Source organism: Paenibacillus sp. FSL M7-0134, from assembly GCF_038007865.1.
Taxonomy (GTDB): domain Bacteria; phylum Bacillota; class Bacilli; order Paenibacillales; family Paenibacillaceae; genus Paenibacillus; species Paenibacillus polymyxa_B.
This window is the reverse complement of the sequence record NZ_JBBOXV010000001.1, coordinates 3,399,520-3,417,722: the sequence shown is the minus strand read 5'-3', so window position 1 is coordinate 3,417,722 and position 18,203 is coordinate 3,399,520. Positions and strand designations below refer to the sequence as shown.

15 protein-coding genes are annotated in these 18,203 nt (G+C 46.6%); 3 read left to right on the top strand and 12 right to left on the bottom strand.

What is annotated here, in order from left to right; genetic code table 11:
* Window positions 1-709 precede the first annotated feature (709 nt).
* The 5 genes from NSQ58_RS15425 to NSQ58_RS15405 form a co-directional block, all read right to left on the bottom strand.
* Window positions 710-1,816 (bottom strand): Gfo/Idh/MocA family protein, encoded by a 1,107-nt coding sequence (locus NSQ58_RS15425; RefSeq protein ID WP_053325523.1) that lies wholly within the window; start codon window positions 1,814-1,816, stop codon window positions 710-712.
* A 237-nt stretch (window positions 1,817-2,053) separates the two neighbouring features.
* Window positions 2,054-2,782: a ThuA domain-containing protein gene (locus tag NSQ58_RS15420; RefSeq protein WP_028541614.1), complete on the bottom strand. Its 729-nt coding sequence runs from the start codon at window positions 2,780-2,782 to the stop codon at window positions 2,054-2,056.
* Window positions 2,783-2,817: 35 nt separating this feature from the next.
* On the bottom strand, window positions 2,818-3,990 hold the full coding sequence (locus NSQ58_RS15415) for a Gfo/Idh/MocA family protein (protein ID WP_028541615.1): 1,173 nt from the start codon (window positions 3,988-3,990) through the stop codon (window positions 2,818-2,820).
* A 52-nt stretch (window positions 3,991-4,042) separates the two neighbouring features.
* Window positions 4,043-5,098, bottom strand: a complete 1,056-nt coding sequence (locus NSQ58_RS15410; protein WP_341057684.1) for a LacI family DNA-binding transcriptional regulator — start codon at window positions 5,096-5,098, stop codon at window positions 4,043-4,045.
* A gap of 462 nt (window positions 5,099-5,560) precedes the next feature.
* Window positions 5,561-6,547, bottom strand: a complete 987-nt coding sequence (locus NSQ58_RS15405; RefSeq protein WP_179086200.1) for an aldo/keto reductase — start codon at window positions 6,545-6,547, stop codon at window positions 5,561-5,563.
* A gap of 505 nt (window positions 6,548-7,052) precedes the next feature.
* Here NSQ58_RS15405 and NSQ58_RS15400 point away from each other — a divergent pair.
* Window positions 7,053-7,970: an AraC family transcriptional regulator gene (locus NSQ58_RS15400; RefSeq protein ID WP_341057682.1), complete on the top strand. Its 918-nt coding sequence runs from the start codon at window positions 7,053-7,055 to the stop codon at window positions 7,968-7,970.
* 127 nt (window positions 7,971-8,097) lie between these two features.
* On the opposite strand, the gene NSQ58_RS15395 is transcribed toward NSQ58_RS15400, so the two are convergent.
* The 3 genes from NSQ58_RS15395 to NSQ58_RS15385 are packed head-to-tail and all read right to left on the bottom strand — an operon-like array spanning window position 8,098 to window position 10,222.
* The gene (locus NSQ58_RS15395) at window positions 8,098-9,099 is read right to left on the bottom strand and encodes an aldo/keto reductase (protein WP_341057681.1); all 1,002 of its coding nucleotides are present in this window, start codon (window positions 9,097-9,099) and stop codon (window positions 8,098-8,100) included.
* A gap of 22 nt (window positions 9,100-9,121) precedes the next feature.
* Window positions 9,122-9,868 (bottom strand): SDR family oxidoreductase, encoded by a 747-nt coding sequence (locus tag NSQ58_RS15390; protein ID WP_025722787.1) that lies wholly within the window; start codon window positions 9,866-9,868, stop codon window positions 9,122-9,124.
* 24 nt (window positions 9,869-9,892) lie between these two features.
* Window positions 9,893-10,222, bottom strand: a complete 330-nt coding sequence (locus tag NSQ58_RS15385; RefSeq protein WP_023988831.1) for a carboxymuconolactone decarboxylase family protein — start codon at window positions 10,220-10,222, stop codon at window positions 9,893-9,895.
* A 198-nt stretch (window positions 10,223-10,420) separates the two neighbouring features.
* On the opposite strand from NSQ58_RS15385, the gene NSQ58_RS15380 reads away from it, so the two are divergent.
* Window positions 10,421-10,963, top strand: coding sequence for a TetR/AcrR family transcriptional regulator (locus tag NSQ58_RS15380; RefSeq protein WP_233903720.1), 543 nt, complete (start codon window positions 10,421-10,423; stop codon window positions 10,961-10,963).
* A 39-nt stretch (window positions 10,964-11,002) separates the two neighbouring features.
* On the opposite strand, the gene NSQ58_RS15375 is transcribed toward NSQ58_RS15380, so the two are convergent.
* Together NSQ58_RS15375 and NSQ58_RS15370 are read right to left on the bottom strand one after the other, a co-directional pair.
* Window positions 11,003-11,995 carry a Gfo/Idh/MocA family protein gene (locus NSQ58_RS15375; protein WP_068938806.1) on the bottom strand — a complete coding sequence of 331 codons (993 nt, stop codon included), beginning with the start codon at window positions 11,993-11,995 and terminating at the stop codon, window positions 11,003-11,005.
* A 1-nt stretch (window position 11,996) separates the two neighbouring features.
* Complete coding sequence (locus NSQ58_RS15370; protein ID WP_023988834.1) at window positions 11,997-13,016, bottom strand: Gfo/Idh/MocA family oxidoreductase; 1,020 nt, start codon at window positions 13,014-13,016, stop codon at window positions 11,997-11,999.
* 181 nt (window positions 13,017-13,197) lie between these two features.
* On the opposite strand from NSQ58_RS15370, the gene NSQ58_RS15365 reads away from it, so the two are divergent.
* Window positions 13,198-14,064, top strand: coding sequence for a MurR/RpiR family transcriptional regulator (locus tag NSQ58_RS15365; protein WP_023988835.1), 867 nt, complete (start codon window positions 13,198-13,200; stop codon window positions 14,062-14,064).
* Between the two features lie 78 nt (window positions 14,065-14,142).
* Here the strand turns inward: NSQ58_RS15365 and NSQ58_RS15360 are convergent, their stop codons facing one another.
* Window positions 14,143-15,270 carry an NAD(P)/FAD-dependent oxidoreductase gene (locus tag NSQ58_RS15360; protein WP_341057680.1) on the bottom strand — a complete coding sequence of 376 codons (1,128 nt, stop codon included), beginning with the start codon at window positions 15,268-15,270 and terminating at the stop codon, window positions 14,143-14,145.
* A gap of 89 nt (window positions 15,271-15,359) precedes the next feature.
* Window positions 15,360-18,197 carry an excinuclease ABC subunit UvrA gene (uvrA, locus tag NSQ58_RS15355; RefSeq protein ID WP_341057678.1) on the bottom strand — a complete coding sequence of 946 codons (2,838 nt, stop codon included), beginning with the start codon at window positions 18,195-18,197 and terminating at the stop codon, window positions 15,360-15,362.
* Window positions 18,198-18,203 lie beyond the last annotated feature (6 nt).

Here is an 18,203-nt window from a genome sequence, read left to right as displayed (position 1 = left end):
TGATCATTCTAATATGCGTAGAAGAACTCCACGGCAAGATCTCACACCACTCCTCATAACTCTTGGCTTCTTATCCGTGTATTCCTCCCACGCCAACAATATAACATATTTAGAACGATCGGTAAAGAATGATTTTATGACCGAAATTAAGATCAGGTCTTTTGGGAGCATAATCCGACCACGCCAGAGATGATCGATGAAGAATGCAAATTGAATGGCTGTCTGTATGACGGCGATCCGGAAAATGTAGCGGAGAAAATGTTCTTCGTTCGATCTAACTGTTCGCCACTAAGGCAGTCCCAATTGTGCGTAAAGAAAATCCGTTTCAGTTCATCATATTTTCGATTATTGACTCCTCGTCAGTTTAAAGCTAGGTTACCAAGTGAACCCTCTCATTACCGGTGAATGCACACGTGAGCTTTTCTTATCCGACGTACCTATGACGGTTACTTTGCTTTGTCTTTCCTCTTTTAGTCTTTGTTCTATAATCCTTTATGAAAGGACTTCCACAACTTCTCGCTCTGTCAAATTTCCCGAAAATTGAACTGAGAAGACTCCAAAGCCGCGGTCAAAACGGAGCTGGAGTCTTCTTTTCAATAGAAATGAACATTCAAAGCGGAATGTAAAAAAACAAAAACTGACTTTTGGGACATGCCCTCCAGTCTTGTAATTTTTGAATGCTGCCGACTAGCACTAGGCTGACCTTTGTTTACGTATCTAACGTGTACAAAGGCAGGTTTTCCGGTAAAGCCGCTGGACGCAGACATGTGCTTTGCATTGGATAGAAGGTCTGCTGATCGGAGGAATCGTGGAACGCCCACATCGCCTCCAGCACATGATAGGCCAATTCACCACTGGCGCGGTGAGGCCGTCCGCTGCGGATAGCGTAGGCCATATCGGCAACACCGATGCCCCTTGTGTTCTCCTGGTAGCCCGACAACAGCGGAACGTCTGTCCATTCTTGCCCGCCTAGCACCCTATAGCGAACTGGCCCTCCGAACGTGTTCGGGTCAGGCACCTGTAACGTGCCATGAGTGCCGTATACCTCGATCGGTGGCAGAGTGCTTCCACCAAAGATGTCAAAGCTGGTAATTAGCGTGCCGACAGCCCCCTGCTTGAAGCGCAGCAATCCGGCCACATGGGTCGGTATATCGACGGGGATGGTCTGGCCTCTCTTTTTCTCGCTCGTAATCATTCGTTGATCCATCGCCTTGCTTGTCATGCCTGAAATGGTAGCAATCGGACCAAGCAATTGCACCAGAGCCGTCAAATAATAGGGGCCCATATCAAACATTGGACCGCCGCCGACTGCATAATAAAATTCAGGATCAGGATGCCAATGTTCATGTCCACGGCTCATCATGAAAGCCGTAGCGGCTACCGGACTCCCAATGACTCCGTCTTCAATCAGCTTCAATGATGTCTGTATACCGGAACCGAAGAAGGTCTCCGGTGCGCAGCCGACAAGCAGTCCCTTTTGATGAGCAAGATCCAAGACAGCCTGCCCTTGCTCACGGGTGACGGCAAGTGGCTTCTCCACATAAACATGCTTGCCTGCCTCAAGAGCTCTGAGACAAACGTCAGCGTGAACGCCCGGAATGGTCAAATTAATAATGAGTTCGATCTCCGGATCAGCCAAAATCTCATCTACCGAATATACATTCGGAACGTTAAACGCTACTGCCTGCTCCTCTGCCCGACCTTGGTCCAGATCCGCTACTGCGTACAGCTCCAGAATGTCGAAACGATGGCAATTTTCCATGTAAATTCCGCTAATTTTACCACACCCGATAATGCCTACTTTCATTTTGTTCATGCCTGGACTCCCTTCTTCTTCAGAAAAAATGGATAATGGCATTCTTTTATTTCATCGGATACTATTAGAGACTGGCAATACGAATTCAATCAGGACTTCATTGCATAAGGGCACACGCCTAACGGTATTACTGTCCGTGTTGTCTGTTCTCCTTCTGTGCTCTGTCCCTTTCTGACCATGGTGAGTTCAGGTGGTCAAACTCTTTGCCAGAGGTACTACCAATTCATCCGGTCCACGCTAACGCTGCTGGTTGTCTGTCATGCCTGTATAAGCCTCTGCCAGCGAGCTGCCCTGGGTGGCCACCGCCTGTTTGCCTGCGGCTGCCCATAGAAACCCGCTGCGCATCATCTCGGTCACTTGAGGCATATCTATGATTTCTGCGTGATGGCCCAGCGAATTGTAGAAGACGCGTCCGTTCCCCCAGCGCTTCGTCCATACAACAGGCATATCCACTGGCCCATTGGCTGAATGGGGACCTGGTACGACCGGGAAGCGTGTGGTTGCCAGCACTTCAACTGCCGGGTCTACGTGGAGGTAATACTGCTCGCTTTTGACCTGAAAATCCTCAATGTGCTCTAGAAGTGGGCTGGAGCCGCGCTTCATGTTCACCATGTACTCCACCCCGTCATTGCCGGGATGCGCAACCCATTGCCCGCCTGTCATGAACTGCCAATCCACGTTGTTCCGGAAGGCATCACACATGCCGCCATGGCAGCCTGTGAGACCTACGCCGCTTTGAACGGCTGCTGAGACATTATTGACTAGTTCCTGCTCAATCTGTCCCATGGTCCACATTGGAACGATTAAGTCCAGGTCAAGCAGTTTCTCTGCATCCTGGTAGGCTTCAAGGGTATTAGACACCTCCACCTCGAACTGCTCTTCCTTCAAAATGCGTTCAAAAATGGCCGCCACCTGCTCCGGCTCATGTCCGTTCCATCCACCCCATACAATCAGTGCCTTGCGCATCTGTAACCACTCACCTTTCGGAATGTATTGTTATACTACATTTCTTCAATGGATACCCAGCGGCGTTCCTCTATGGAGCGTTCTACCGCTTCAAGCACAGCCTGACAAGCGACACCGTCGTGGAAGTTCGGCGAAGGTTGTCGTCCTTCGGAGATGGCCCTCAACATCTCAAGCATCTCGTGGGTGAAGGTATGCTCGAATCCAATTGTATGTCCTGCAGGCCACCAGGCTTCAGAGTACTTATGTGCCGGATCGGTGGCGAGTACGCGGCGAAAGCCCTGAACGTCCTCCTTATCCTGTGTGAAATACACTTCCAGTTCGTTCATTCGTTCAAAGTCAAACCGCACGCTGCCTAGGCTACCGTTGATCTCGAATGAATTTGTGCTCCGATGTCCGGCAGCAAAACGTGTGGCCTCGAAGCTGCCCAGCGCACCTCCGGCGAAGCGTGCCAGGAACAGCGTGGCATCATCGACTGTCACTTCTCCCATCGGTGCATTTGCCTCTGCGCTCCTTTTGGAGCTCAACCCGCTCATCTCCAAAGCCAACGGGCGCTGTTTGATGAATGTCTCGCTCATACCGATCACTTCATGGAACTCGCCGACCAAGAAGCGAGCGAGATCAATCAGATGGGCGCCAAGATCACCATGAGAGCCAGAACCGGCCACTTCTTTTTGCAGCCGCCATACCAGCGGGAAGGACGGGTCCATGATCCAGTCTTGAAGGAAGAAAGCACGGAAATGATAAATTTTGCCTAGGCGACCGCTCTCGACTAGCTGCTTTGCCAGCTGGACAGCCGGAGAAAAGCGGTAGTTGAAGCCTACCATATGTCTGACCCCTGCTTCCTCTGCTACCTGCAGCATGTCACGGGAATCCGCCAGCGAGAGCGCAAGCGGCTTCTCACAGAACAGATGCTTGCCCTGGAGGGCAGCCTCAACGACAATTTCCTTATGGGCATTACTCGGGGCGTTAATATCAATGAGATCAATATCGTTACGTTTCACTAGATCACGCCAATCCGTAACACTTTCGGTCCAGCCGAACTGGCGGGCAGCCGCCTGAACCCCCTGCGCGTTGCGTCCACAGATAACGGACATCTCTGGCTGCAGCGGGGCATCTGGGAAGAACATGGGTAGACTACGGTAAGCGTTGCTGTGAGCCTTGCCCATAAATTTGTAGCCAACCATTCCGATACGAAGACGATTAGACATGTCGTGATCCTCCTTATGGGTCTGAGTTTCAACGAGTTTTTGACGATTGGTGTTATGGACGAATGGATGACGCCCTGATAATCAGCTCTGTGGACAGGAGTTCTCTTATCGAGTCGGACCCGGTCAGTTCCAGGGCTGGAATAAGGTCCAGAGAATCGGGTATAAGCTTCGAGGCTGCGAGCTCTCCCATCTCATAAAAAGGAACGCGGACACTGCTTAGCGGCGGAACAGCCATCTCAGCCGCATCCGAATCGTCATAGCCTACAAACGCTGGGAACCGTTCAACTGGCAGTCCGCGCTCACGGAGACCCTGCATTACCCCGAGGGCCATCCGGTCGTTCGCCGCAAATACGGCATCAATATCATTCAATTTGTCTGCTATTGTAGCTGAGGCTTCGAGCCCGCTTCGACGGCTGTAGTTACCTTCCAGAAGCAGCTCGTGGTCATATTCAATACCGGCCTCCTGAAGCGCGGTACGGTAACCCTTCATTCGCTCAGTACTATTGGAATAGATATTCGGGCCGTTGAGAAAGGCAATCCGCTTGTATCCCTGCTCGATGAGGTGACTTACAGCCGCTCGACTGCCTTCTACATGGTCTGCATCCACTTCACAGAACGATTGCCCTTCAAAATGGTGATTCATGACGCAGAACGGACGCCCTTCTTCCTGAAGTCTCTTTAGAGCTTCCACCTCATCGTGGTCATCCCTGGCTCCAAGGATGATACAGGTATCGATCCTTTGCTGGCGGAAAAGACTACTGTAATCAATCCGTTCCCCCGGCTTCCGGAACAACAGAAGCAGATCGAGCCCGCTGTCTCTGGCCTTGTTTCCGATACCGCTCAGCATCTCAGAGAAAAAATAGGCTGAGAACAGGTGCGCCTTCGGGACATAAGGCATAACCACACCAAGATGGCCACTCTTGCTTCGGGCAAAGTTACGGGCCAGCGCACTAGGAACATATCCAAGCTGATTAGCTGCGTTCAGAACCCTTCTCCGCGTATCCTCTTTGATAGGACCTACTGCATTTAAGACCCGGGATACCGTCGCTTCAGACACGCCGGAAAGTTCTGCTACTTCCTTGCGCGAAACGATATTACCCACCTCCAAATCATTTTATGTACGCGCGTACATTTTCTCATGCAGCCATACCTCTGTCAATCCCAAAAAGTGTGCTTCAAAGATGAATAAGCTCATTTCTCTACTAAAAGGACATTGTCTCGCGATCCCTGCTTGCCAGCAGATTGAACGGAATATCCCAGCCCCAGCAGTCGGTGCCGCGAACAAATAAATGTTTATTAACTATTGCGCTAACGGATACGAAAGTTCAATAAAATAGCGGCAGTTCTAGGACTTTATTTCCTCGTCCATGACTGCCGCTATTTCGATTTTTGGGATGATTTTAATGCTATTTTACCAGCAGCGAGTTAATGAACATTGGACTTATACCCACTCCGCCTCATAAGGCAGGACAGGATTTTAATATCGCGGAGAAATACGATTTCTCATCTCAATTATTTACTTTAACAAAAGAGATTTCCTCATGGTTGGGATATGACTTGAAGAATTAGATCAAAGACCCGTTCTTCTCTCCAGTTCCTCCGTATATCTGGCGCCCATCAAAGTGATCTGCGAGGCTGCGCTGTTAATATTGCGCACATCTTCGGATGTGAGCTTAATGTGGAATGCGCCTAGATTTTCTTCCAGACGGCTTAATTTCCGTGTGCCCGGGATCGGAACGATCCACGACTTCTGGGCTAGCAGCCAGGCGAGTGCGATTTGGGCTGGCGTTGCTTTTAACTGCTCACCCATCTCTTTAAGCAGGTCGACCAGCACCTGATTGGCCTCCAGCGCTTCTGGAGTAAAACGTGGAAGAATACTGCGGAAATCGTCATGGTTGAATGTCGTGTTTGCGTTAAAACTTCCCGTCAGGTAGCCCTTGCCCAAAGGACTGAACGGAACGAAGCCAATACCGAGCTCTTCTAGGGCAGGGAGGAGTTCCTCTTCGGGACGTCTCCACCACAGGGAATATTCACTCTGAATTGCAGTGAGTGGCTGAACCGCGTGTGCACGACGAATGGTCTTCACTCCTGCTTCAGACAATCCCCAGTGCTTCACCTTTCCTTCCCGGATCAGATCTTGCACGGCTCCCGCTACCTCTTCGATCGGCACATCTGGATCGACTCGGTGCTGATAGTACAGGTCGATGGCTTCAATCTTGAGCCGTCTAAGCGATTCTTCGGCAACTTTCTTGATATGCTCAGGGCGACTGTTCATCCCGGACTGCTTGCCATCCTGCATATTGAAGCCGAACTTCGTGGCAATCACGACTTGGTCTCGAACGGGAAGAAGAGCTTCGCCCAAGAGTTCTTCATTCGTGTAGGGTCCGTATACTTCGGCGGTATCAAAGAAAGTCACGCCGCGCTCGACCGCTTCCCGAATGACCGAGATCATTTCCTTTTGGTCCGAAGCCGGCCCATAACCGTAACTCATTCCCATGCATCCAAGTCCGATTGCGGAAACTTCCAGACCGCTATTTCCCAATTTACGCTTTTCCAACATACATCTTCCTTTCTTAATATCATTTTATTCTTTATCCAGTAGGAGGGTGGGTATGAAAAATGTTCATTATTTTTCTTTAGTTAATTGGCTTACGATCCTATCAAGAGAACTATTATATAATTTTTTGAAACATTCATGCTCTTCAAACTCTATTAATGTGATAAGCCTTTGAACCAATAAGTTCCTAAACCAACGATTCAATTAATTCATCTCCTCCCTTTTTTAAACTTGTTCTTTGATAATGTCGTTTGCTTGCGGTAGTGGCTTCTGTCACTCCCTCCACCGACAGAGCACCCGTTCTCTCTTCTTATTCAGCCGCTTCAGCTATTCCGTTGTTCCCCCCCTTGCTTGATTCTGTGAGCTTAGTCTTATTATGCCGAACAGAAAAAGCGAAGCGATATCTCATTCGTCTTAAATGATTGCCCAATCCTATTACGGCTACTGTTGCTACAGGCGGATAAGTCTTATAATGGGACCAGACAAACCTGCAAGGAGGATTTGAATGTCCGAGAACCTTATTCGACAGCAACAGGAGCTTACCGAATTAATCGAGCGTCACTCGCTTCAGAATAGCGCCAAGGAAACGGCGATCCCTTCCCTATTTTTCTATCAGCATTCCAGCATAACTGAGCCCGCTTATCGGGTTTACAAGCCTTCTTTTTGTGTTGTCGTTCAAGGTCTGAAAGAAATTTTGCTGGCACAGGAGAGATTTGAATATGGACCGTCCAATTATCTGATCGCTTCCATGAATCTGCCTGTGATCGGTCAAATTATAAAAGCGTCTACTGACTCTCCTTACCTGAGTCTTAAGCTCGAATTTACACAGAACCAGATCCTTGAAGTGCTGAACGATTGTGATATTAAGGTCACGTCAAAAGATAATGCCAAGCGTGCCCTGTTCGTCGGCCGAATGGAATCGTCCATTCAGGACGCCGTGCTCAGGCTTGCCCGTCTGCTGGACACCCCGGGAGAAATCCCATTTCTCGCCCCGCTTTACACGAGGGAGATTCTGTACAGGTTGCTGCAGGGGCCCTATGGAGTCGAATTGGCTCAGATTGCAGTCGAAGGAAGCAGCACCTATCGGATCCGGGAAGCTATCGACCATATTGTCCGAAATTGGGACCAGTCTTTTCGGATCGAAGATCTTGCAGACACCGCCAGCATGAGTGTTTCTTCGTTCCATCGGCATTTTAAAGAGGTAACCGCCATGAGCCCAATTCAGTTCCAAAAACAGCTGAGACTTCAGGAAGCTCGCCGCATCTTATTGGCTGAATCGGCGGACGCCGCAGACGTCGCTTTCAGGGTCGGTTACGAGAGTTCCTCCCAATTCAGCCGCGAATACTCCCGCATGTTCGGTGCTCCTCCGAGAGCGGACATCAAGCGATTGAAGGAAAAATATGACCAGGTCATGAATGACTAAGTATCTAGACTGATCGGCGAAGAAGCAAAAAGGACGACCTTAGGCCGTCTCTTTTTCGGTATGATACGTTTAACTTCCAGCGTCATTTCCTATAAAACGAGAACACCACCGACTTCCCCAACATCATTTAGGCGGTCTTCGGTCTCCAAGCCCAGTTCGGCAGTAGCGTCTCGCCCCGGTCTGTAGCAGGCGCGGGAGTCACCGAAAGTCTGGAAATCTCATCGCGCCACTCTGGAGTCATCTCTACATCGACAGCGCCCAGTGAGTCTTCCAGCTGCGCGAGGTTTCTTGCGCCAATAATTGGCGCCGTGATCATAGGATTGGACATCGCCCAGGCTACCGCAAGCGTCGAGGGCTTCACGCCTCGTTCTGCTGCATGTGCAGTAAAGCGGTCGGCGACGGCAAAATTCATTTCATCCGCATAGCGGTCCGTATACCGCTGCTCTTCGACCAGCCGTCCTTGCTCCGGTCGTTTGTTCGTTCCGTATTTGCCCGTAAGAATCCCGGCTCCCAGAGGGCTGTACGAAATGACCCCAATCTGCTCGGAAGCGGCAAGAGGCAGGATTTCTACCTCAGCCTGACGTTTGACCAGGTTGTACATCGGCTGGATCAATTCAAAGCGCGCCAGCTCCTCCCTGGCAGAGATGCCGACCGCTTTGGCAATCTGCCAGGCCGACCAGTTGCTCACCGCTGGGTAAAGGATTTTGCCCTGCGCTTGAAGATCGTCGAGTGCACGAAGCGTCTCCTCCATTGGTGTATTTTCGTCGAACATATGCACGAAGTAGAAGTCGATGCGGTCCGTCTTCAGGCGTCGCAGACTGTTTTCCACTTCAAGCATGATATGACGACGGGAAAGCCCCCTAGCATTCACGTCCTGTCCCATCGGATAGAAAACTTTGGTGCTCAGTACAATCTCATTCCGACAGTCCTCGATGCACTCGCCTAGAATTTCTTCGGAGCGACCCTGGCTGTACACGTTTGCTGTATCGAAAAAGTTAATGCCAGCTTCGCGGGAGCGGTTGAACATTTTTTTGGATGTTTCTTCATCGGCATTTCCGCCGAAGGACATCGTGCCAAAACATAAATTTGAAACCTTGATTCCTGTTTTTCCTACTGTACGATAATTCATCGTCATTCCTCCTGCTGTTGACTTACGCCTGTTGTGTGGTTGGGCGAATAATCATTTCATTGATCGCAACGTCTCCTGGCTCTTCAATCGCAAAAGCAATCGCACGTGCGATACTTTCCGCTTTAATCGCTCCTTGATATAACTCATCGTAGGCTTGTTTTAACTCTGCATCCGTGATTCCCTCCGTCAATTCAGTGCTGACAGCTCCTGGAGAGATATTCGTTGTACGAATCTGGGTACCACTGATCGCCTCTTCTTGACGTAAACCTTCCGTAATCGCCCTTACGGCATGTTTGGTCGCGCAATATACAGTGCCGCCGGGATAGACATTATGTCCGGCAATAGAAGACAGATTAATGATATGGCCAGATTTCTGTTCCCGCATCGCAGGCAGAACAGCAGCAATCCCGTACAAAAGGCCCTTGATATTAATATCAATCATCATATCCCATTCATTAATTTTCTTCTTAAAGAGAAACGATTGCGGCATGACTCCGGCATTATTGATAAGTACGTCGATTTTCCCAAACTCTTGAAGTGCATACGAAGCCAACTCCTCCACTTGTTCATGCGATGTCACATCGGTTACTTTGTAGATGGCTGTACCCCCGCTTTGTTCAACTTCTTCTTGCAGCTTTTGTAAACGGTCTTCACGGCGAGCCGCCAGCACAAGCTTCGCACCTTTAGATGCCAGTTCTTTGGCCGCTGCCTCTCCGATTCCGCTGGAAGCACCTGTAATAATAACGACTTTATCTTGAATATTGGACATAGAGAATGAACATCCTTTCGAGACTTAGTTTTCTTTTGCGAATAGTTCTTTGGCCACTGTAATAGCGGACATCGCCTTCGGCCAGCCCGCATAAAAGGCAAGATGGGTAATGACTTCGATCAGTTCCTCTTCCGTCAGGCCGTTGTCTTTGGCTTTACCCAAATGAAAGCCCAGTTGTTCGGAATTCCCTCCGGTGATCAAGCTTGCTACGGTAATGAGGCTGCGGTCGCGTGGGGCCAGCTCTTTGCGTTCCCAAACGTCCCCAAAAAGCACCTTGTCGGTCAGCTCGACAATCTTTGGTGAGAAGTCCCCAATCGTTCGCTGTGCAGCCGTAAGTTTTTGAGTATCTGACATGTGATATCTCCTCTTTCTTTGCATTGATCCTTCATATAAATGCATCTATAATTGAAAAAGATACATTATTGAACTTGTGTCTATTATTATAAGCTGATACAGAATGCTTGCAATTGTTAAATACGCTTGATTTGTTCATTAATAGACATATAAGTTAAAACAGTCAATTATCATTTAGAAGTTTAGGGGTTGAACACAGTGAAAGTGGACAGGAGAATACTCAAAACACAGGAAGCCTTGAAAAAAGCATTAACGGAGTTGATGGCCGAAAAGAGTTTCGACCATATTACGATTCAGGATCTATCCGACAAAGCGAATGTAAGCCGGGGAACCATCTATCTTCATTACGTGGACAAATATGATTTGCTGGATAAGCTGATCGCCGCACACATCAATGAACTTCGAAGATTATGTATTGAATCGGCTCATTTGAGCTTTACAGAGGCCGAAATTGTTTGGTTTGAATATTTAGAGGCTAACTATTTATTTTTCTCCACGATGCTGGTGAGCAAAGGCGCCCCTTACTTCCGCACTCAGTTTCTTGAATTTATGATCGATGAACTTCGGGAAGAGGTCGACATGAATGAAGCAAGAAATCGGGGACTAAACGAAGAAGTGGTTGTCCGTTATGCAGCGTCCGCTGTGGTAGGGATTATGGAGTGGTGGTTTTTGAATGATAAACCTCTCTCTCCTGTCGAGATGGCAGAGCAAATAGGCATGCTGTTGGACCGGAAATTGTGAATCTGATAAAAAAGAGTAGCAGACATATGTCTGCTACTCTCAAAATGGTTTATCAGGGCCAAATACAAGATTGGCGGACTGCTTGGCTTTCTCAATGACATTCATGACCTTCTCGCTATGTTCAAGCATATTCGAGACTTTTCCAAAATCTTTTTCTTCGATGATACGATCAAACTCAACGAATTCGTCATACATTCGATGCGAATGATCTTTTAGATCCACACGAATTGGCGTTTCCTTATTCGCAGTGTAATCAAAGCAGTCGCATATATTAGCTGAACTTGCCATGTGTAAATAGCCCTTATTGCCTTGAATGTTCACGGCATTGGGGGCCGTACTATCTTTTGAACCTATGCAGACACACTTGAAATCACCGTAATCAAGCAGCAGCATACCTGAAGTATCAATTCCACGCTCCATGTTCGCCCAATACTCCACTTTCTTTGGGCTACCGAAGAATCCAACAACAAAATGAATATTATATAAATTAATATCCATCAAGGCTCCACCAGACATTTCCGGATTAAACGCAGGCTGGATTATTCCCGCTTTGAAAGCTTCATATCGAGATGAGTATTGAGAATAGTTGCATTCAACTATTTTGATCTCACCAAGTTTAGGTAGATACTCCTTCATTGACAAATAATTTTTCAAATATTGATTCGTTATGGCTTCCACCAATACCAGTTTTCTTTGCTGAGCAATTTCTTTTAGCTCTAGAAATTCTTGCAAATTGGAAGTAAACGGCTTCTCACAAATGACATGTTTACCACTCAATAATGCTTCTTTGGCATATGAATAATGAAGATGATTAGGCAACCCGATATAAACTGTATCCACATCACGGTTCATCAGCATCTCGCTGTAATCCGAATAAATCTGAGCTATTCCATATTTATTTTTCAAATCCAGTAATTTCTCCTGGTGGCTAGGTCTAGAACAAATGCCCTTTAATAAAATGGTCGGGATTTCCTGAATAAAGCTCAATAGATCCCCTACGATCATCCCTGCTCCGACAATTCCCAACTTCATTTTAGTTGCACTCCTCTATACCTTTTTCAAGTATTTCCATACAAATTATCGTTTCTTCGTCTTTAATCACTTTTTCTTTACCAAATACGATCGACTGATAAATATCGTCATACACTCGGGCATAGTCTCCCTTTTCAGAAACGACTTTTTCTTCATGATACTCGCCTTTATCATCCAAATATGTTAAGATGCCGTAATGCTCGGGCAGGTCGATGCCGAAATCGGCGTGTCCCTTAGGCAGATAGTATAATTTCAGATGCTCCTCCTGACGATCCTTCGTTTGCTTTATAAAAACGCCTTTTTTGCCGTATACAACAAAACTCGGCCGCTCTTTTAAGCGAAAAAAGCTGGATTTGATGGATACCTTGAGCGAGGGATAATAAAAATCCAGATCAAAGTAATCATTCATTCTCCCAGAACCCAGCAATTGACGAACATCGTAACGAATTGTGTCCGGCTTCCCAAAATAGGAAAGAACCTGGTCAATGGTATGAACGCCATGTCCGTATAGGTAACTGTTATACTTGGAAAAATGAGAAGTGGAGTTCGGGATCTCAGGGCGATAATAATCGTAATGCATCTCCACTTCCAGCAAATCTCCAAGTTTTCCTGATTCAATAATCTTCTGGGTAGTGAGGAAATCCGAATCGTAACGTCTATTCTGATAGCATTGTACAACCAGATTTTTCTCTTTAGCATATTGGAAGATCGACATGGCTTCTTCTTTGGTTAACGTAAAAGGTTTCTCAACAAGTACATTTTTCCCGTGGTCAAGCGCCATTTTCGCATAGTCGTAGTGGGATTCTACAGGTGTACAGATAACAATCAACTGAATCTCCTTATCGTTCATTAGAGATTCAATATTATCTGTATACTGCACGTCAGGGACTTTTTTCCACTCCCCTTTATCTGGATTACGTGCGTATATCGTCTTCACTTTCAAATCAGCTCTGTTCAATGAAAAAGGAAGATGATAACGGTTCGTGCTTTTCCCATTTCCAATATAACCGATGGTAAGCATATTATTTCCCCCTTAGGCTCTTTTTCATTTATTATAGAAGAAGAATGTTGATCGTAAAGGATTTGCCGCCAAAATGGTACATTCAACCGATTATTTGTCAACATGGCGGGTTGTTTTTAAACAAAATGTTTATTTTATATCCTTTATCAAACGTTATTTCAATTGAACCGGAGTGAACCTGTTGAAAATACTGATGCAATTATCCGAAATGCAAAACTTTACACCAAACGAAAAAAGCATTGCATCCTATATTTTGCTTCATAAGGAAAGTATCCTGCACTTAAATATTCAGGAGCTTGCAAAGGCAACATATACTTCGCATTCCGCGATTAATCGATTAACACATAAACTTGGGCTATCTGGTTTCAAGGAGTTCATAATCAAACTTGCTCGGGAATTTCAGCAGAATACCCAGAACATTTCCAATGTAGACCCCAACTATCCTTTCGGTTTTGATGAATCCCCACTTCAAGTAGCGAAAGAAATTGCAGAATTAATGAAAGAAACGATTGAAAAAAACTTTACATTCATGGATGATGATTTATTGTCGCAAACAGCCCTACTGCTGGATCAAGCGAAAAGAATCTTTATATATGCGTTAGGTGATTCACAAATCCGTGCGAAAAGTTTCCAAAATAAATTGGTAAAAATAAACAAGTATGTGTTTATAGCCACGGAGCTGTCTGAGTGGGCTTACCATACGGCTAATCTTACGACACAGGATTGCGCTGTTTTTTTAACTTACCACGGAAAGTCGCCGATTTTTTTAAAAGCAGCACGGCATTTCGCACATGAAAATATCCCTTTTATCACAATTACAGCAACCAATCAAAGCGAATTGGCCAAACTCAGTAATATCTGTATCCAGGTGCCTAATGACGAAGTAAAACATGCCAAGATTGGTACATTTTCATCGCAGATTGCCTTTGACTATGTATTAAATGTGATCTATTCCTGTATCTATAAAATCGACTACTTGAAAAACATGCAAACCACAACACAATCGTTAAAAAATTCGCATCTCAATGACATGATGAATGACGTATAGAATGAATATAGCACTAAAACAAAAAGTCGCCAGTATGGCGACTTCATAAGCATATATATTGTTGTCTCCGGTCAAGGATCAACTTTCATCTATTGCTTTTCGAATATCATAATCATTGATATCGATATCTAAATCCATTCCAAGTGCCAACTTTGCCAGCTGATTTCCAATAAAGGGGCCCATGGTCAACCCGGATGCTCCAAGCCCATTTGCCGCTATAAGACCATCCCAGCCTGGAACAGCTCCGATCACCGGTAGAAAACCGGGTGTAAAAGGACGGAAACCAACTCTTACCTCCTGAAAAGTGCTGTTTGCTAAATCAGGGGCCAACTCTAAACCTTTGTTCAGAATTTCCTGCATCCCACCTGCTGTTACCCTCGTATCGTAACCCTCGATTTCATTTTCGTGAGTCGCCCCTATTACGATCTTCTGTTTATCGAAAGCCAGCAGGTATTGATCAGAAGGCGGTATGATTACAGGCCAGGTGCCTGTGTCTTGCCTATTAGGAACCTGCAAATGCATAATTTGTGCTTTTTGATAACTAACCTTAAAATGAATGCCCAAAGGCAACAGTAATTGATTTGCCCATGCACCTGCACAAACAATGACCTTGTCGGACGAGAAGCTTTTTGCACCGACCGCTACTCCAGTTACTTGGTCGGACTCATATTGAAGTGCAGCATCCCCATGTATAAGGGTCGCTCCATGTCTCTGTGCTGATTGGACCAACGCATCCCGCAGCGCACGACCATCTATACGGGCGGCACCGCTAATATGAACAGAATGATAACCTTCTACTAACAAAGGAAACCGTTCATGGGTTTCTTTTTCATTTAGCCGGGTAATTTCACCGATTTCCGGTGCATCCGCTTGTCGTAAGTGTGCCCGCTCCTCCATTTTTTTGATTTTCTCCAAATCATCATGAATACTGAGAGCACCCACTTGAGCATAGCCTGTTTCTGTTTCTCCCTCGCTTTTGAGTTCTTCAATCAACCCAGGATAAAAGCGTGCGCCTGCCTTGGCCAGCTGGTACCAAGCCTGATTACGTCGCTGTGATAGCCAGGGACAGATAATGCCAGCGGCGGCATCAGTAGCTTGTCCTTTATCTTTACGATCTACAATAATGACATCAGCACCCATTTTTGCTAGCTGGTACGCTGTCGATGCCCCCAGAATTCCTGATCCAATTACGATGACCTTCTTCATGATTACATCCCTTTCCTAAATCACTGTATCCATTATAGCGAATACTGCATGAATGCATAGAGTTTGAAATTCGAGATTAGGATGATTATCTATGAATGTATGTCTCTAAGTTCTTTTCGTAAATATTGCCCCGTGTAGCTCAGCTTAAAGTCGGCCACTTGTTCTGGGGTCCCGGTACATACGACGTTCCCTCCATTGCTACCACCTTCGGGTCCCAGATCTATAATATAGTCTGCATTCTTGATTACATCCAGATTATGCTCGATAACAACAATGGTATTCCCCTCCTCGGTCAGCACATGAAGTATATTGATCAATTGCTGCACATCCGCAACGTGAAGTCCTGTAGTGGGTTCATCCATAACATATAGCGTTGAACCCGTAGCGGGCTTCAGCAGTTCTGATGCAAGTTTCACTCGTTGCGCTTCTCCGCCTGATAGCGTTGTAGAAGACTGACCCAGCTTCACATAACCCAACCCCACTTTACAGAGCGCCTCGATTTTCTTCCGTATTTTTGGAACATACTCAAAAAATACAACAGCTTCGTCCGCAGTCATCTCCAAGATATCTGCAATGCTTTTCCCTTTATAGTGAACTTCCAGAGTTTCGCGATTGTATCGCTTCCCTTTACAGACGTCACAAGGCACATACACATCGGGCAGGAAATGCATTTCGATTCTCATCAATCCATCACCCGTACAGGCTTCACAGCGTCCGCCCTTAATATTAAACGAAAAGCGACCCGGGCCATAAGCACGCACCTTGGCTTCGTTTGTCATGGCAAATAGGGAGCGAATATTATCAAAAAGACCAGTGTATGTGGCCGGGTTGGAACGAGGAGTCCGTCCGATCGGGCTTTGATCCATATTAATAATCTTATCCAAATGCTCTATGCCATCAATTTGTAAATGTTTTCCTGAGCGAGTATGAGCTCGATTTAGCGTCGCCGCCAGCTTTTTATAAAGTATCTCGTTAACAAGGCTGGACTTACCTGACCCGGAAACGCCCGTAACACACGTGATCGTTCCTAATGGGATGGATACATTGATGTCTTTCAGATTGTTTTCCGCTGCTCCCACAATAGTCAGATGATGTCCATTGCCTGGTCGACGGTTCTCAGGCACGGGAATCCATCTTTGATGCGACAAATATTGGCCTGTTATCGAACGTTTTTCAGCGGTAATTTGGTCAAGTTCTCCCTGAGCAACCACTTCTCCTCCATGTTTACCCGCACCCGGACCAATGTCCACAATCCAGTCTGCTTGGCGGATCGTCTCTTCGTCATGCTCCACCACAATGACGGTGTTGCCCAAATTACGCATTTCCTTCAAAGTGGAAATAAGCCGTTCATTGTCTCGCTGGTGCAAACCGATCGAGGGCTCGTCGAGAATGTACAGCACTCCTGTTAAGCGCGATCCAATCTGGGTGGCCAAACGAATGCGCTGACTCTCCCCGCCTGAAAGTGTTCCGGCAGTTCGGTATAACGTCAAATATTCCAGCCCGACATTTTTCAAAAATACAAGTCGGTCAACAATCTCCGTTGTAATCGGGGCGGCAATCATAGCCTTAGCCGGGGACAGATGCATATTTTCGATAAAATGAATGGCCTCGGTAACAGACAGCTTGCAGAAATCTGAGATGTTCATATCACAGACGGTTACAGCAAGAAGCATCGGTGCCAGCCGATCACCGTGACAGTCGTGGCAAGGCAAGGCGGACATATAGCCTTCAAGTTCTTTCCGCATTGTATCGGACTGGGTTTCCCGGTAGCGTCGATCCAGATTGTTGACAATCCCTTCGAATGCCTGGTGCAGCAGCCTCTCCCGATGATTGCTTTCCCATCTAAGTTCAAGTTTTTCACCCTGTGTTCCATACAGGAGCATGTCCAATGCTTGCTGTGAAATCTGATCAAGAGGAGTATCCAGATCAAATCCAGCCTTTTTTCCAATCGCTTCAAAATACATTTTGCAATAGGAGTTGGTTTCGACATTTCCCCATCCGGTAGCTTTAATTGCGCCCGAGTTCAACGATTGACTGCGATCAGGTGCGACTTTGATCGGGTCAACCTCAAGATGAAACCCAAGTCCCGAGCAAGTCGGACAGGCGCCGTACTGATTATTAAAAGAGAACATGCGAGGAGACAGCTCCTGCATGGAAAATCCGCAACGGGCACAAGCAAAACTTTGGGAGAACAGCATGTCCTCACCGCTATCCATCCGGTGAACCAATACAGTATCGCCGGACAAAGTAATGGCTGTTTCAATAGAGTCTGTCAGTCTCTGAGTTTCCCCCTCTTTGACTACCAGACGGTCCACTACAATAGCGATAGTATGTTTCCTGTTTTTATCAAGTTGGATCTCTTCCGATAGGTTCTTAACGATACCGTCTACTCGCACACGTGCATAGCCATTGGTCCTCGCTTGTTCAAAAATGTGCTGGTGCTCCCCTTTTTTATCTTGTACTAAAGGTGCGAGCACCATATATTTCGTTCCTTGAGGAAGCCTATATATTTGATCTACAATTTGATCGACAGACTGGCGCGTAACTTCACTTTTACAGGATGGACAATGCGGCGTTCCAACCCTTGCCCACAATAACCTCAAAAAATCGTAAATCTCAGTTACAGTGCCCACTGTGGAACGTGGATTGTTAGATGTCGTTTTTTGTTCAATGGCAATTGCGGGTGAAAGTCCTTCGATCGAGTCGACATCTGGTTTATTGATCTGCCCGAGAAATTGTCTTGCATAGGAAGATAGTGATTCAACATAACGCATTTGTCCCTCAGCATATAGCGTATCGAATGCCAGGCTGGATTTTCCCGAGCCGCTCACCCCGGTGATCACAACGATTTGGTCACGAGGAATTTGAATATCAATATTTTTCAGATTATTTTCCCGTGCTCCATGAACGTTAATAAAATTTTGCATGTACTG